We start from the raw sequence: 14925 nt of genomic DNA, 5'->3' as shown, positions 1-14925 counted from the left end.
ATTTACCGCTTGCGGCTCAAATTCGCTCGTAAAATTTAGCCAAAGCGGCCGAATTTTACAAAGCCTACTTAGCTTTGGCTTAAATTTTCCCTGATTTTGCTCTTTATCGCTTCTAGCTCCTCGCCCTCAAATCTCATCAGTGTTCGCTCCACGCCGTGCTTTATCATCCCCTCTTTGTCGCACGGCACGAAGTCCCAGTCTTTTTGAAATACCGCGTGCTTACCCATAGTTTGGTTGCCGTTGCGCTGCGTGTAGCCGTTTTCGTTTAGATCGTTATCCCACGGCCCCCACTCAAACGCCCCGCTAGGCCCAAACAGCGCGATCACGGGCACGTCGTTGGCTGCGGCTAGGTGCATGATCGCCGTATCCACGCCGATAAACATCGCAGAGCGCTTTGATAGCGCTGCGGTCTGCTTTAGGGTGAGTTTGCCGCCCAGATTTACGGGGCTAGAGGAGCATAGCGCCAGGACGTCGTCCAGCTTTTTTAGCTCGGCGTCGTTGTTATCGGCCGTCAGCACTACGCGCACGCCAAGCCCTTCGCAAAAGTCGATTATCGCAGCCATAGTTTCGTCGTCCGCGCACTTAAACATCCAGCGGCTAGTTAGATGCACGTGGATAAATTTAGGCGGTAAATTTAGATGACTGATGCACTCTGGATCAAAATACACGCTGACTCTTTTGCCGCTAGGCTCAAGCCCGAGCGCGGCTAAGGCGTCTAGATTTCTATCCACGGTGTGGCGCAGGCCGCCTATTTTAGGGGCTTTGTGCGTGATTATTTTGTTTACGGTTTTATTTTTGCCCTCAAAGCCCACGATGGTTTTTATCTTGGCGTATTTTGCGACGATGATGCCGCGGTCGCCCGTCGTGGTCTGCACGGCGATGTCGTATTTTTGCTTTTTGATAGCACGGATAAACTTTAGCTCGCGCCAAAGTCGCTTGAAAAAGCCGACCTCTTTTATATTTGCGCGGTCGTAGATATGGATGTTTTGGATGTTGGGGTTACCCTCGATCATCGCTTCGGTGCCCTTGTTTAGCGCGAAATCTATCTGCGCGTCAGGGTAGATGCGGCGCAAGTTTTCGATGAGCGGAGTCGTGAGCAGCACGTCGCCGATGTTTCTAAATTTCATAACTAGGATTTTGATTTTTTTATCTTTCATTTTACGTACTTCCAAAATGTGTATTGCGCATAAAGCCTTGCTATCACGTAGCCGCGCCAGCCCTCGCGCCAGCCGCCTTTTAGGAAAAATAGCTTAAAAAACGTCCACGCGGGATTTAAAACGGCCTTAAATTTGCTTGATTTTGCGCCCTTTGCGCCAAGGCTCGAGTAGCGATTTTGCTTAGCGATAAACTGCTCGATGCTGTCGTAGGCATAGTGCTTGAAGTGGTTTTTTAGCCTGCCGATTTGATTTTTAGCGGCGGTTAAATTTGCGCCGTTTGCAGCGTCGGCCGGGATTTGATCGCCCGTTTTTGCCGCGCTTTTTAAAACGACCTTTTCGTGTATCTCTCGCCCGTCAAACTCCGCCCGCGTCTTGTCAAAAAGCCTAACCGTGTAGTCCGGGTAAAGCCCCATCGTGCGCACTTCTTTGCCGAAAAATATATTTGCGCGCGCCACCTCGTATGCGCAAAACTCGGGGCGCTGCAAAACCTGCAAAATTTCCTCCCGCAAAGGCTCTAAAATCACCTCGTCGCTATCCAGCACGAAAACCCAGCGATTGCGAGCTAGATCCACTCCCAGCTGCTTTTGCGCGCTAAATCCCAGCCATCTTTGCTTGTGAAATTTGACGTTTTTAAACCCAGAGCAAATTTGCTCCGTAGCATCCTGCGAGCCGCTGTCAACCACGACGACTTCGTCTGCGAATTCGCAGCTTTTTAGCACCTCGGCGAGGTATTTTTCGCTGTTAAGCGTGAGGATTACGACGCTTAGCATTTATAAATTTCCTCGTTAAAATGCTTAAAGCGTTTATGAAACCAAAAGTACTCGTCCGGCTTCTCGCGTACGGCGGCCTCGGTGGCGTCTGATTGAGCTTGCGTGGCCTTTAGCACGGCTTCGTCTTTATCAAAATCCTTAACGTCAATCGGCGGGAAAAAGCAAATTTCGCTAAGGTTGCGCCCTTTTTCGCGGATAAAGGCTGGCACGATGAGTGCGTCCGTTTTTTGCGCGAATATGCTAACCGCAGGCGTATGCAGGACTTTTCGTCCGAAAAACTTGACCTCTACGCCCTCGTCTTTGGCGGTGTTTTGATCGACTAGGATACCGACTAATCGGCGCGCCTTGACCGCTTTTAGGATTTGCTTGGCGCCGCCCATTTTATCGATGAGCTCGATATCAAAGCGGGTGCGGTTTGCCGCCAAAATGCGCTGCATGACCGCGCTATCAAGAGCGCGTCCGACGATGCTAACGCCGCCGAATTTTGCCGCCATCGCCAGCGAAAAGAGCTCCCACTGCCCGTAGTGCGCCGTTTGCACGATGATCGGGCGGCCAGAGGCAAGCGCGTTTTGAAAGATTTGCTCGTTTTTAAATTCGACTTTTTCTAGGATTTTTTCCTTGCTCGCGTTTTGGTTTTTTATAAAATTTACCGCAAATTTGGCGTAGTTGCGGTACGTGTCTTTTATGATCTGCTCTTTTTGCGTGGCCGTAAGCTCGCCCGCGTAGGCGAAATTTAGATTTGCTCTGATGATTTTGGTGTGCTTGGCGTCAAATTTATAAAACAAAAACGCGATGAAATTTAAAAAAGGATCCAGCAAAAACGCGGGCGTAGCGGTAAAAATAAATTTAAAAAATCTATAAAGCCAAAGGTAGAACAAATCACGCATCAAGTAGCCTTTTTGCCGCGTTTGCGATAGTCTGCGGCGCGATATCTCGCACGCAAAAGTCGCTTTTATCTATCTTTTTCGCGTCTATTTTCTTGCCTGCGTCTAGTGTTAAATTTACGGGGCTAGCAAAGGCGTTTCGCTCTGCGGGGCGGTTGCCAAAAAGCGCGATAGAGGGGCGATTTTGCGCCCAGGCGATATGCGTCACGCCGCTATCGTTGCCGATAACTAGATCGCAGCTTGTGATAAAACTCACGAGCTCTTTTAGGCTCAAATTTAGCATTTTCGCGTTTGAGTTTTTGATCAAATTTATGGCTTTTTTCTCCTCTTTTTCGCCGTTAAAGCAGACGAAAATTTCATTTTGCGGCTCGTCTAGCAGAGCGATAACGTCTCCAAATTTATCGTAAATTTTACTCGGCTCGCTAGCAAAGGGCGCTATCAAAATTTTCTTTTTTAAGCTTTGTGATTTACTTTGAGAAACGCTAAAACAAGGCTGTTTGGCTAAAATTTCATCCTCGCTAAAACTAAAGCCTAAAGCAAAAGCCGTAAGGCCCAAATTTCGCAAGATAATATTTTCTCCGTAGTCGCAGCTAAATTTATGCTTGTAAAACAGCGCCGCAAGCGGTTCCTTGACGCTAAATTTATCAAATCCGTAACCGTTTTTGCCAAGAAGTTTCGCAACCGCGGCGGATTTGATAAGCCCTTGCAAGTCGATAACGTAGTCAAATTTGCCCTCTTTCTTAGCAGAGGCGATCAGCTCCAAGCTTTTTTTGTATTCGCCGTTTTTTAGCGGTAGCGATACGACGCGCGAAATTTGCGGGCAAAGAAATAAAATTTCGCTAAATTTAGCGTCGGCAAACCACGTAATTTTGGCTTGCGGCAAGTGCTTTTTGATAAACTGCAACACGGTCGCCGCATGGACGATGTCGCCCAGAGCGGAGAGCTTGATAACGGCGATGTTTGGGCTTAAATTTTTACTCATTTACCGCTTTTATAAAGATTTTTAGCTATCATTTTAGGCAAAAATAGCTAAAAAAGGTTTGAAATGGCTAAAAATTATATCTGCGTTTTTGACTGCGAGACGGTGCCCGATACCGCACTTTTGCGTAAAATTTACGGGTATGAGGGAAGCGACGCGGAGGTGGCGAGGCAGGCGTTTGCCGCGCAAAAGGCAGCAAGCGGAAGCGAGTTTTTGCCCGTGATGTTTCACCGCGTCGTGGCGATCTCTGCGGTGATGGCGGACGAGTACGGTAAATTTTTGCGCGTAAGCACTATGAAAGGCGCAAACGAGCGCGAAATCCTAAATAAATTTATCGGTTTCGTAAACTCGTACAATCCGCGCCTCGTGAGCTTTAACGGGCGGGGCTTTGACCTGCCGATGATTTTAACTCGCGCGATGAGGTACAACGTCTCGTTTCCGAGCTTTTACGAGGTCGAAAACAAGGAGCTCGGTAAAGGCAAATGGGACGGCAACTACCGCGACAGGTACAGCGGCAAATTTCACTTTGATCTGCTTGACCACGTGAGCGAGTTTGGCTCCGTGCGCGGGCTAAAGCTCGATACGCTCTGCGCTAGCTTAAATTTACCAGGCAAATACGACGTGCACGGCGATCAGGTGATGGAGCTGTTTTTTGACGGCAAGATAGATAAGATCAACGAATACTGCGAAAGCGACGTGCTAAACACCTACTGGCTTTTCCTAAAATACGAGCTTTTGCGCGGAAATTTGACGCTTGATGATTACGCGGACGACATCTCGGTGATGAGCGAGTGGCTCGGGGCAAACTGCGCTCAGATGGGCTATACGCCGGTGTTTTGCAAGGCTGTGGAGCGCGAGCTGGTGCGCCTTGAAACGCAAAACTACGAGGACGAGCCGGAGCTTAATGATGACGACGAGCAAGCCGGGACAGAGGAGTACTACACCGAAGAAAATATGCCCGAGATAAATTTAGACGAGCAGTAAGAACGGGCGCAAATTTAGCGTATTTTACCGGTTTGGCTAAATTTAAACGGCTTGCTTTTGTTAAAGCGTAATTTAATTTCAGCAAGTATAGATAGTTTAATATTTATAAAATAAAAGGATAATCGATGTATAAAAAGATCGTAGCTTTTTCGGCGATATTTGCATTGCTATTTTCAGGTTGCGCAGATAAAAGCGCCGGCGTCAAAAAAATAGACGAGATACAAGGACTTTATGCGTATAACGACGGATACTACGTCGTCGGCGACAAATATAGCTTTAGGCTAAACGAAACGGCAAAAATAAACGAAGCCAAACACTTTTACGCTAGCGAGTTTGCAAATGACATAAAAGACGATTTTGCGTCTATTTGCATATACGGCAACGATGAAAAGATGGTCGGAACATACGTCATTTTTCTTGATAAAAAGCTATTTTCGGATGAGAGATATGCTGCGCTAAAAGCGTCTTTTGAGATGTTTGATCCAAGCAAAAATATGCAAGGGTCTCAGACTATAAAAAGCTTTTTGGAGTCCGGATATATAACCGGTTATTACTATCTGAGCGGAAGTACGGCAAACATAAGCGACGCTAAAAGAAAAGAAATTTTAACCTCGGGTAAATTTCAAAATCCAATCAAAGTATATACGAATGTAGATTGCGAAAAAATAGGCGCAAGCAGCGGCGGTGCGGGGATAGATCTCGGCGGTGCCGCGATGATCGTTGGTTTGCCCGTCGCTAGCGCGGGGATGATAGTGGCTTTTCCCGCCGTATTTGTAGTCGGGGCGGCTTTTTACGGTACTTTTTTCGTAGGTTGGGGGCTTGGATGTTTGCTCGGCTTAGCGCGTTGTTCGTAGAGTTGACGCTAATTTTATTTACGAGCTTTGATTTTTAAAATACGCTAAAATAGCGTCAAATCACAAAGGAAAAACATGAAAATTTTAGTAACCGGAACGGCGGGATTTATCGGGTTTCACTTGGCAAACGCCCTCGTAAAAAGAGGTGACGAGGTCGTCGGATACGACGTGATAAACGACTACTACGACGTAAATTTAAAGCTTGCACGTCTAAAAACGGCCGATTTTGACGTGAGTGAGGTTGAGCAGGGCAAGCTGATAAGCTCAAAAACGCAGCCTAATTTAAAATTTATAAAAGCTGACCTGGTCGATGCCGAGACGATGAAGAGGCTATTTGAGAGCGAGAAATTTGACTGCGTCGTAAATTTAGCCGCGCAGGCGGGCGTTCGCTACTCGCTAATAAACCCGCAAGCCTATATCGACAGCAACATTACGGGCTTTATGAACATCCTTGAATGCTGCCGCCACAACCAAACTAAAAATTTAGTCTACGCAAGCTCGAGCTCGGTTTACGGCCTAAACGAAAATATGCCCTTTAGCACGCACGAGGGCGTAAATCACCCGATCAGCCTATACGCCGCGACCAAAAAAAGCAACGAAATGATGGCGCATACGTATTCGCATCTATTTGGCGTGCCGACTACGGGACTGCGATTTTTCACCGTTTACGGTCCGTGGGGACGCCCTGATATGGCGCTGTTTTTGTTCGTAGATGCCGCGCTAAAAGGCAAGAAAATCGACGTCTTTAACTACGGCAAGATGAAGCGCGACTTTACCTATGTGGACGACATCGTAAAGGGCATCATAAAATGCATCGACAACCCCGCAAAACCAAATCCCGCGTGGGACGCGAAGCATCCCGATCCCGCCACCTCAAGCGCGCCGTTTAAGGTCTATAATATCGGCAACAATAACCCCGTCGAGCTCATGGACTACATCAAGGCTGTCGAGCTAAAAATCGGCCGCGAGATAGAGAAAAACTTCCTCCCGCTGCAAGCCGGCGACGTGCCTGCGACCTATGCGGACGTGGGCGATCTGGTAGCGGACTTTGACTACAAGCCAAACACTAGCGTAAATGACGGCGTAGCGAGGTTTATCGAGTGGTACTGCGAGTTTTACGGGGTTAAAATTTGAGATTTTTCGCGCTCTTGATCGCCGCCTTTTTAAATTTTGCTTTGGCGGCGCAGAGCAAAAACATAAGCGACGCGGGTGTAGATACCGCTAAAAAGGCTAAATTTGAGCTTTTAAAACTTAGCGAATACAAAGGCCAAAACGTCGGCGGCTGGCTGGTTAGCGAGAAACTAGACGGCGTGCGCGCCTACTGGGACGGGCGAAATTTGCTCTCGCGCAACGGCAAAATTCTAGCCGCGCCTGAGGGCTGGAGCACGCATTTTCCGCCGTTTGCACTTGACGGCGAGCTCTATACGGCTCGGGGCGAATTTGAAAAAATCCAATCAACCGTGATGGATAAAACGCCAAATGTTACGGCGTGGAGCGAGATCAAATTTCACGTTTTTGACGTGCCTGAGGCTAGCGGCGGGCTTTTAGGGCGCCTTAGCGAGCTTGAAAAATTTATCCTAAAAAATCCGCAGGCAGGGCAAAATTTAAAGATAATCAAACAAGTAAAAGTAAAAGATAACGCCGAATTTGAGGCGTTTGCGGAGGCTGTCATCGCAAATGGCGGAGAGGGTGCGGTCGTGCGCGAGCCAAACGTGCCCTACGAGCGAAAACGAAGCAAAAATGCGCTGAAATATAAAAAATTTAAAGACGCCGAGTGCGAAGTAACGGCGATAAATGCGGGCACGGGTAAGTATGCGGGACTCATGGGCTCGGTAACATGCAAATCGCTCGGCGCGGCCGGCTCAACCCAAGACAAGCAGATCCCGCACGGAGTCAAATTTAAGGTAGGCTCGGGCTTTAGCGATCGTAACCGCGCAAACCCGCCTAAAATCGGCTCTATACTAACCTATAAATATCAAAATTTAACCGCGAAAGGAGTGCCGAGATTTCCGGTATTTTTGCGGGTTAGAGAGGATTAAATTTAGCTGTTTTGGGCAAATTTGTCCGCTTGTTTGCTTTGAGAAGGGTGCCGTAAATTTACGCTAAGCGTGTGATAGGGCGGCTAAATTTACGAAGCGCTTTCGGACAAATTTGCCGCTTTGATGCTTGCTTGGACTCAAATTTTAAGAATTCTGACGGTCTTTTGGTTAAATTTGGCTTCTTTTATCGCCTTGATTTGCGCTCTGCTAGTTTAAAAGATACAAACATCGTTTCATTAAAAATTTACATTTGGATTTGCTATTCTTGATGCTCATTTCAAATTAAATTTAATGCCTAATCTAACTCTACATGCCACCGTCTTGCTTGGAAATTTCCTTAAAAAATTCATTTATATCGCAGTTAAAAAGTTTTGAAAGCTTAAAAAGGTGAAGTAGATTAAAGTGCTTGCCGTGTGCGTTGTTTTCCATATTTGCGTAAAATCCGCCCGAGGCCTGGCCTATACTTAGAGCCGTTTCGAGCTGGCTTAGATTTTTCTCTTGCCGCATCCTTTTTACATTTGAAGCTACGGTATCAAAAAACTGCTCGTTTTCCTCTTCTGTCGTTATCTCAGGTAAATTTAACACGCCCATTCCTATAGAAAAGTTTTCTATAAGTTTATTTATCATATAATTCTTTATCAACTTGCTATGGCGATTATTCCTATAGCAGTAATTTTTTTAAGGAGCGGATGATGAAAAAAGTTTTAGTGCCATTATTGGTGTTTTTGGGATTTGAAAGTAGCGTTTATGCTTATCAAATTAATGGAATGTATGCAACGCTTTTAGACTGCAACTATGAACAAGTTGGTTATCAAATGGGCTATGTTGGATATTACCGCGGTAGCGACAATAAAATATATACCGTATTTTTTGGAAATAATTATTGTGAATACTAAATTGTAGTTTTATTTTAAGCCCCTCCAGTTATTTGTTTTGATATAATTCCACAAACTAAAAAGCAAAAAGGCAAACAATGAAAATTTTAATAACAGGCGGAGCGGGCTACATCGGCTCTCACGTGCTAAAGGCGCTTTTAAAGCAAGGCGGACACGAGATAACGGTCGTGGATAATCTCTGCAAAGGCACTACAAAGGCGCTTGACGCGCTTGAGAAAATCGGTAAATTTAAGTTCGTAAAGGCAAATTTGGAAGATGATTTAAGCGGGATTTTTGCGGAGGGCAAATTTGACGCGATTATCCATTTTGCCGCATTTATCGAGGTTTTTGAAAGCACTCAAGATCCGCTAAAATACTACCTAAACAACACCGCAAACGTAGCTAAAATTTTAACCTATTGCAAAGAGTACGGCGTAAATAAATTTATATTTAGCTCTACCGCGGCGGTTTACGGCGAGCCAGAAATCGGCGAGGTCGATGAGCAAACCGCGGCAAATCCGATAAATCCGTACGGCCGAAGCAAGCTAATGAGCGAGTGGATCATCAAAGACTACGCCGCCTCAAATGAAAATTTCAAATTTGCGATTTTGCGCTACTTTAACGTCGCGGGCGCCGACGAAGAGAGGCTCATCGGGCAAAACTATCCAAACGCCACGCATCTAATCAAAGTCGCGACGCAGACGGCTCTGGGCAAGCGCGAGAGTATGGGAATTTTCGGCAGCGACTATCCAACCGCAGACGGCACCTGCGTGAGAGATTACATCCACGTGAGCGACCTAGCCGACGCGCATCTAAGCGCTCTAGAGTATCTAAGCGAGCACGAAAAAAGCGAAATCTTTAACGTCGGCTACGGCCGCGGCTTTAGCGTAAAAGAGGTTATAGAAACGGCTAAAAAAGTAAGCGGGGTTGATTTTAAGGTTATTAACTCGCCTCGCAGGCAGGGCGATCCAGCGTGCCTCATCGCAAAGCCTGAAAAGATAAGAAATTTAACTAACTGGCAGCCTAAAAGAGAGGATTTATCGCTCATCATAAAAACCGCGCTTGACTGGGAGAAAAGGCTGTGAGGATCGCAGTCGTAGGCACTGGCTACGTGGGGCTAGTTAGCGGCGCGTGCCTAGCTAAAATGGGCAACGACGTCATATGCGTGGACGTGGACGAAGCCAAGATAAACGCGCTAAATAACGGCATCATACCGATTTATGAGCCGGGTCTTGGCGAGATCGTGGCCGAGTGCAGGGCAAACGGCGCGCTCAAATTTAGCGTCGATATAAAAGAGGCCTTAGCACACGCTAGCGTGCTATTTATCGCAGTGGGCACGCCTATGGGCGCGGACGGGCAGGCTGATCTACGTTACGTGCTAGAAGTCGCAAAAAGCATCGGGCAAAATTTAACCTCGCCGCTAATCGTCGTGGATAAATCAACCGTCCCAGTAGGCACTGCGGAAAAGGTAACCGAAGTGATCGCAGGCGAGCTAAAAAAGAGAAATATGGACGTCAAATTTGAGGTTGTCTCAAACCCCGAGTTTTTAAAAGAGGGCGCGGCGGTCGAGGACTTTTTAAAGCCCGATCGCGTCGTAGTGGGCGCTAGCAGCGAGTGGGGTCAAAACGTCATGCGCGAGCTTTACGCGCCGTTTATGAAAAATCACGATAGATTTATCGCTATGGACGTGAAATCGGCCGAGATGACCAAATACGCCGCAAATGCGATGCTAGCGACTAAAATCAGCTTCATAAACGAGATCGCAGGTATCTGCGAGCGCGTGGGAGCGGACGTAAATTTGGTGCGAAAAGGCATCGGCAGCGACTCTCGCATCGGCTATAGCTTTATATATCCTGGCTGCGGATACGGCGGTAGCTGCTTTCCAAAGGATGTCGAGGCGCTCATCTACACCGCCAGACAAAACGGCTTTGAACCGCAGGTTTTAAGCGCGGTGGAGGCCAGAAATGCGGCGCAAAAAACGGTACTTTTTGAAAAAATTTCAGCATTTTTCGGCGGAAATTTGAGCGGCAAAACGGTGGCGATTTGGGGGTTAGCGTTTAAACCAAACACTGACGATATGCGCGAAGCTAGCTCGCTAGTGCTTATAAAGGCGCTAGAAAACGCGGGCGCAAACGTCGTCGCCTACGATCCAAAAGCCGCAAACGAAGCTAAAAAATATCTACCTAACTCAAATTTAAAATTCGCCCCAAACAAATACGACGCGCTAAACGGCGCCGACGCGCTCGCGCTTGTTACCGAGTGGAGCGAGTTTAGGTCGCCTGATTTTATAGAGATGAAACAACGGCTAAAAAACGCCGTGATCTTTGACGGACGCAATCAATACGACGCGAGAAATCTGGCAAATTTGGGCTTTAAGTATTTCCAAATAGGAGTGAAATCATGAGGAAAATTTTACTTTTTATCGCGGCTTGCGCGCTGCCATTTGCGCTTTTGGCTGGCGAAAATGCGGCAAAAACCGAGGAAAATATTTTTGAGCTACCTATCTCAAAGATGCCGCCTGATTATTTTAAATACGAAGTCGCGTTTTTTAAAGAGATGCAAATCGACTGCAACTTCGCCTTTTTGCTCGGCGGAAAGCTCGAGGAAAAAGAGGACGCGCGCGGGATTTATTACGAATTTAGCGGCGGTGACGAGCTAGCGCAAACGATGATGCTCTGCAAGGACGGAAAGAAAAATAGGCGGGTTTATTATGAGTTCACTCAAATTTTACCTGGCGTTAGCCCTATTAAAATCATAACTCCGCAAGGCGTAGGCGCGGAAATAAGAGTGTATGAACGCGTAAAAACGATAGAACCAAAAAAATTAAAAAGGAAAAATAAATGAAAATAGCCGTTATCGGACTAGGATACGTCGGGCTGCCTTTGGCGGCGGCGTTTAGCGAGAAATACGAAGTCACGGGCTTTGACGTAAACGCTGCCCGCATCGAGGAGCTTAAAAGCGGGTTTGACCGCACGCTAGAGCTTAGCGGCGAGCAGATGAAAAAAGCGATAGAAAACGGTATGAAATTTAGCCTAAATTTGGACGATATAAAGGATTGTAATTTCTTTATCGTTACCGTCCCGACGCCGATAGACAAAAACAAGCGCCCTGATTTGACGCCCGTCGTAAAAGCCACGCAAAGCGTCGCAAAGGTGCTAAAAAAGGGAGATATCGTCGTGTATGAAAGCACCGTGTATCCGGGCGTTACGGAGGAGATCTGCGTGCCGCTGCTTGAGCAAAGCGGGCTTAAATTTAACGAGGACTTTTTCTGCGGATACTCGCCTGAGCGCATAAATCCGGGCGACAAAGAGCACACCGTAACTAAAATCAAAAAAATCACTAGCGGCTCGACGCCGGAAATCGCCGACAAGGTCGATGAGGTCTACCGCTCGATCATAACGGCCGGCACGCACAAAGCGCCTACTATCAAGGTCGCCGAGGCCGCAAAGGTCATCGAAAACACGCAGCGCGATATAAACATCGCCTTTATGAACGAGCTTGCGATGATATTTAACAAGATGAACATCGACACGAACGCTGTTTTGCAGGCGGCGGGCACGAAGTGGAATTTCTTAAATTTCCGCCCGGGACTAGTGGGCGGCCACTGCATCGGCGTGGATCCTTATTACCTCACGCACAAGGCGCAGGAGCTTGGCTTTCATCCGGAAATGATCCTAGCAGGTCGCCGTATAAACGATAATATGGGCAAATACGCCGCCGATCAGGTCGTAAAACTAATGATAAAAAGGGGCGTTTTGATAAATTCGGCTCGCGTTTTGGTGCTTGGGCTTACGTTTAAGGAAAACTGCCCCGACATCCGCAACTCGCGCGTGATAGACGTGATCGAGGAGCTTAGGGATTTTGGTTGTCGCGTGGACGTCTACGATCCGTGGGCGGACGAAACCGAGGTGAAGCGCGAATACGGCTTGACGCCTCTAAAAAGCTTTGACGAGGCGGACTACGACTGCGTAGTGATCGCCGTCGCTCACGATAAATTTAAAGGGTTAAAATTTAGCAAAGCTCTCGTTTACGATATCAAAAACGTTTACGAAAACGCCGACGCAAGGCTGTAATGCTCGTAAATTTGATCAGCTCCATCGTCGTTTTTATCGTCTCGATGGGGATAAATTTTTTCCTCACGCCCTACATCCTAAAGAGCCTAGGCAACGAAGCCTACGGCTTTGTCGGGCTGTCTAACGCTATCGTGGCCTACGCTTTGGTCGTAACCGCTGCGATAAACTCGGTTAGCGGCCGCTTCGTCGCGTACGAGTGGCACAGAGGGGGCACGCGCGCGGCTAACGCCTACTACTCGTCGGTTCTAGTCGTAAATATCTTTTTTTGCGTTCTTATTTTGCTGGGCGCTGGCATTTTTATCTTAAATTTACAAAGCGTGCTAAACGTGAGCGGTGCGCTGTTAGGCGACGTACGGCTTACTTTCGCGTTTTATTTTATAAATTTTTGCGTCGGGCTTTTTAACGGCGTCATCAGCGTCTCGATGTTTATCAAAAACAAGCTCTACATCATCTCCGTTCGCAACGCGGCATCTAGCGCCATTTTGGCCGCTCTCATCGTGGCGCTTTTTTATTTTTTCAGGCCGATGATCGCCTATATCGCGATCTCCGCTCTAGTCGCGTCGCTATTTGTTTTTTTTACGAGCGTTTGGGTTTCGCGCCGCATTACTCCGGAGCTTAAATTTAACCCACGCGAATTTGACTTTGCGCGGATAAAAGAGCTTTTGAAATCTGGCGTCTATAATAGCTTTAACGCCCTAAACCGCGTGCTTATGAGCGGTATGGATCTGTTTATCTGCAACATCTTTTTAAGCGGCAACGCGACGGGAATTTTAGCCGTTTCAAAGGCGGCTCCGATCATTTTAGAGAGCTTCGTGGCGCAGCTTAGCGCGATATTTGCGCCAAAATTCGTCGAGCACTACTCCAAATCAAATTTGATCGCGCTTGTTGCGGAGGCTAAATTTTCGATGCGAGTTACGGCTTTTGTTATGAGCGTACCGGCGGCTATTTTCGTGGCTTTCGGGCGCGAATTTTACACGCTTTGGTTGCCTTTTAAAAGCGCGGACGAGATAAATCTAATCTATAATCTCTCGATGATAACTCTAGTGCCGATTATATTTATCAGCTACGTTTTTTCGCTTTTTAATCTCGACAGCGCGACGAATAAACTAAAACGCCCAGCGATAGCAAACACGATTTTGGGCGCGGGCACGATTTTGGCGCAGATTGCCGTGCTTAAATTTACGCCTTACGGTATTTACGGTATGACGGCCGTTGGCGCCGCGCTTTATTCGGTGCGCATTTTGGGGTTTGACCTCATAAATGCCGCCTTAAATTTGAGCTTGCCGCTTACCACTTTTTATGGCGTTTATTTTAAAAATTTGGCCGTTTTTGTAGCTGTTTGCGGGCTGTTTTTTTGGCTGCGAAATTTCGTGCAGATTTCAAGCTGGAGCGAATTTGCCGCGTATTCGGCGGTTTTACTTGCGCTCGGTTACGCCGCGAGCCTATTTTTGATATTTGATAAAAGAGAGCAACTAATCGTGATAAATAAAATCAAATCGAAGTTTAAAAGATGAAAAATTTAGTATTCGTTATTTCGCTAAAAAGCGACGTAGTGCGGCGTGAAAAGTTAAAAGAGCGGTTTAAAAATTATGACAAATTTAAGCTCGTCGAAGCGACCGACGGTAGAGCGATGAGCGCAAAGGAGTACTATGGCTACGCGCTAGCTAGCCTCGAGGCCTACGGCAGGCTGTTAAGCCCGTCCGAGGTCGGCTGCTCGCTCTCTCACGTGCGCGCTTACGAGGAGTTTTTAAAAAGCGACGCCCGGTTTGCTCTCATTTTAGAAGACGACGTTATCGGAGACGAGGATGGCGTGAAAAAGGCGTTTGAAACGGCTGCAAAGATGGATGAGGGTTCGGCTCTCATTTGCGGCGCGCAAGACGGGCTGGAGGGGCGATTTAGCGCCTTTGGTAAAAAGCTAGAAGATGATTTTTGGCTAGTCTCAAAGCGATCTTACGGCACGATTTACAGAGCGGCGGCCTACGTGCTTGATAGGCGCGCGGCGGAAAAGATCTTGCAAACGCACAAAAAGGCGCTTTGCGTGGCTGATTTTTGGCGGATTTTGCTTTTACAAAACGGCTTAAAGATGTATTTTAGCGATATCTTCGCGCATCCAACTGATCTATCGGGCTCGAATATCCAAGCCGAGCGGGTGCAAAGAGCGCAGACAAAAGTCTCGCCTCTAGCTCGCCTAAACAGCTTAAAATATGTCGCCGCAACGCGCTTTGAAGCGGCAATTTTAGGCTATGAGCGGATATTTAAAAGATAAGAAACTAAGCGATTATAAAGCTCAAAATTTATAAAATCAATAAT

General features: G+C 47.1%; 16 protein-coding genes. 11 read left to right on the top strand and 5 right to left on the bottom strand.

Annotated elements, in window-relative coordinates:
• Nucleotides 1-68: 68 nt before the first annotated feature.
• From rfaQ to waaC, 4 genes are read right to left on the bottom strand one after another with little or no spacing between them, the layout of a single operon-like run.
• The gene (gene rfaQ / locus QZ157_RS03940) at nucleotides 69-1157 is read right to left on the bottom strand and encodes a putative lipopolysaccharide heptosyltransferase III (protein WP_295142085.1); all 1089 of its coding nucleotides are present in this window, start codon (nucleotides 1155-1157) and stop codon (nucleotides 69-71) included.
• A complete protein-coding gene (locus QZ157_RS03935; RefSeq protein WP_295142082.1) occupies nucleotides 1154-1927 on the bottom strand; it encodes a glycosyltransferase family 2 protein in 774 nt (257 codons plus the stop codon). The genes rfaQ and QZ157_RS03935 overlap by 4 nt, the downstream gene beginning before the upstream one ends.
• Nucleotides 1921-2814: a lipid A biosynthesis lauroyl acyltransferase gene (locus tag QZ157_RS03930; protein ID WP_295142080.1), complete on the bottom strand. Its 894-nt coding sequence runs from the start codon at nucleotides 2812-2814 to the stop codon at nucleotides 1921-1923. The genes QZ157_RS03935 and QZ157_RS03930 overlap by 7 nt, the downstream gene beginning before the upstream one ends.
• Nucleotides 2807-3793, bottom strand: coding sequence for a lipopolysaccharide heptosyltransferase I (gene waaC / locus QZ157_RS03925; RefSeq protein ID WP_295142078.1), 987 nt, complete (start codon nucleotides 3791-3793; stop codon nucleotides 2807-2809). Before waaC ends, QZ157_RS03930 begins: the two co-directional genes overlap by 8 nt.
• Nucleotides 3794-3856: 63 nt before the next feature.
• On the opposite strand from waaC, the gene QZ157_RS03920 reads away from it, so the two are divergent.
• From QZ157_RS03920 to QZ157_RS03905, 4 genes are all read left to right on the top strand, one after another.
• A complete protein-coding gene (locus tag QZ157_RS03920; RefSeq protein ID WP_295142076.1) occupies nucleotides 3857-4774 on the top strand; it encodes a 3'-5' exonuclease in 918 nt (305 codons plus the stop codon).
• A gap of 125 nt (nucleotides 4775-4899) precedes the next feature.
• Nucleotides 4900-5628: a hypothetical protein gene (locus tag QZ157_RS03915; RefSeq protein ID WP_295142074.1), complete on the top strand. Its 729-nt coding sequence runs from the start codon at nucleotides 4900-4902 to the stop codon at nucleotides 5626-5628.
• A gap of 75 nt (nucleotides 5629-5703) precedes the next feature.
• The gene (locus QZ157_RS03910; RefSeq protein WP_295142071.1) at nucleotides 5704-6762 is read left to right on the top strand and encodes an NAD-dependent epimerase; all 1059 of its coding nucleotides are present in this window, start codon (nucleotides 5704-5706) and stop codon (nucleotides 6760-6762) included.
• Nucleotides 6759-7667, top strand: coding sequence for a DNA ligase (locus QZ157_RS03905; RefSeq protein WP_295142068.1), 909 nt, complete (start codon nucleotides 6759-6761; stop codon nucleotides 7665-7667). Before QZ157_RS03910 ends, QZ157_RS03905 begins: the two co-directional genes overlap by 4 nt.
• A gap of 306 nt (nucleotides 7668-7973) precedes the next feature.
• Here the strand turns inward: QZ157_RS03905 and QZ157_RS03900 are convergent, their stop codons facing one another.
• Entirely contained in the window at nucleotides 7974-8252 is a 279-nt protein-coding gene (locus QZ157_RS03900; protein WP_295142227.1) for a helix-turn-helix transcriptional regulator, read from the bottom strand.
• 107 nt (nucleotides 8253-8359) lie between these two features.
• Here QZ157_RS03900 and QZ157_RS03895 point away from each other — a divergent pair, with 107 nt between their 5' ends.
• From QZ157_RS03895 to QZ157_RS03865, 7 genes are all read left to right on the top strand, one after another.
• On the top strand, nucleotides 8360-8563 hold the full coding sequence (locus QZ157_RS03895) for a hypothetical protein (protein ID WP_122866393.1): 204 nt from the start codon (nucleotides 8360-8362) through the stop codon (nucleotides 8561-8563).
• A 77-nt stretch (nucleotides 8564-8640) separates the two neighbouring features.
• Nucleotides 8641-9627: a UDP-glucose 4-epimerase GalE gene (gene galE / locus QZ157_RS03890; RefSeq protein ID WP_295142063.1), complete on the top strand. Its 987-nt coding sequence runs from the start codon at nucleotides 8641-8643 to the stop codon at nucleotides 9625-9627.
• Entirely contained in the window at nucleotides 9624-10946 is a 1323-nt protein-coding gene (locus tag QZ157_RS03885; RefSeq protein ID WP_295142061.1) for a UDP-glucose/GDP-mannose dehydrogenase family protein, read from the top strand. The genes galE and QZ157_RS03885 overlap by 4 nt, the downstream gene beginning before the upstream one ends.
• Complete coding sequence (locus QZ157_RS03880; protein WP_295142059.1) at nucleotides 10943-11386, top strand: ecotin family protein; 444 nt, start codon at nucleotides 10943-10945, stop codon at nucleotides 11384-11386. The genes QZ157_RS03885 and QZ157_RS03880 overlap by 4 nt, the downstream gene beginning before the upstream one ends.
• Nucleotides 11383-12615 (top strand): Vi polysaccharide biosynthesis UDP-N-acetylglucosamine C-6 dehydrogenase TviB, encoded by a 1233-nt coding sequence (tviB, locus tag QZ157_RS03875; protein ID WP_295142057.1) that lies wholly within the window; start codon nucleotides 11383-11385, stop codon nucleotides 12613-12615. The genes QZ157_RS03880 and tviB overlap by 4 nt, the downstream gene beginning before the upstream one ends.
• On the top strand, nucleotides 12615-14129 hold the full coding sequence (locus QZ157_RS03870) for an MATE family efflux transporter (protein WP_295142056.1): 1515 nt from the start codon (nucleotides 12615-12617) through the stop codon (nucleotides 14127-14129). Before tviB ends, QZ157_RS03870 begins: the two co-directional genes overlap by 1 nt.
• A complete protein-coding gene (locus QZ157_RS03865) occupies nucleotides 14126-14881 on the top strand; it encodes a glycosyltransferase family 25 protein (RefSeq protein ID WP_295142055.1) in 756 nt (251 codons plus the stop codon). Before QZ157_RS03870 ends, QZ157_RS03865 begins: the two co-directional genes overlap by 4 nt.
• Nucleotides 14882-14925 lie beyond the last annotated feature (44 nt).

Source organism: uncultured Campylobacter sp. (assembly GCF_905372745.1).
Lineage (GTDB): Bacteria > Campylobacterota > Campylobacteria > Campylobacterales > Campylobacteraceae > Campylobacter_A.
Note: the sequence above shows the minus strand (reverse complement) of the source record. Positions and strands in the feature narration are given on the sequence as shown.

Excerpts from the sequence above, each read along its gene's own strand:
- rfaQ (WP_295142085.1), bottom strand. The coding sequence starts at position 1,157 with ATGAAAGATAAAAAAATCAAAATCCTAGTTATGAAATTTAGAAACATC.
- QZ157_RS03935 (WP_295142082.1), bottom strand. The coding sequence starts at position 1,927 with ATGCTAAGCGTCGTAATCCTCACGCTTAACAGCGAAAAATACCTCGCC.
- QZ157_RS03930 (WP_295142080.1), bottom strand. The coding sequence starts at position 2,814 with ATGCGTGATTTGTTCTACCTTTGGCTTTATAGATTTTTTAAATTTATT.
- waaC (WP_295142078.1), bottom strand. The coding sequence starts at position 3,793 with ATGAGTAAAAATTTAAGCCCAAACATCGCCGTTATCAAGCTCTCCGCT.
- QZ157_RS03920 (WP_295142076.1), top strand. The coding sequence starts at position 3,857 with ATGGCTAAAAATTATATCTGCGTTTTTGACTGCGAGACGGTGCCCGAT.
- QZ157_RS03915 (WP_295142074.1), top strand. The coding sequence starts at position 4,900 with ATGTATAAAAAGATCGTAGCTTTTTCGGCGATATTTGCATTGCTATTT.
- QZ157_RS03910 (WP_295142071.1), top strand. The coding sequence starts at position 5,704 with ATGAAAATTTTAGTAACCGGAACGGCGGGATTTATCGGGTTTCACTTG.
- QZ157_RS03895 (WP_122866393.1), top strand. The coding sequence starts at position 8,360 with ATGAAAAAAGTTTTAGTGCCATTATTGGTGTTTTTGGGATTTGAAAGT.
- galE (WP_295142063.1), top strand. The coding sequence starts at position 8,641 with ATGAAAATTTTAATAACAGGCGGAGCGGGCTACATCGGCTCTCACGTG.
- QZ157_RS03880 (WP_295142059.1), top strand. The coding sequence starts at position 10,943 with ATGAGGAAAATTTTACTTTTTATCGCGGCTTGCGCGCTGCCATTTGCG.
- tviB (WP_295142057.1), top strand. The coding sequence starts at position 11,383 with ATGAAAATAGCCGTTATCGGACTAGGATACGTCGGGCTGCCTTTGGCG.
- QZ157_RS03870 (WP_295142056.1), top strand. The coding sequence starts at position 12,615 with ATGCTCGTAAATTTGATCAGCTCCATCGTCGTTTTTATCGTCTCGATG.
- QZ157_RS03865 (WP_295142055.1), top strand. The coding sequence starts at position 14,126 with ATGAAAAATTTAGTATTCGTTATTTCGCTAAAAAGCGACGTAGTGCGG.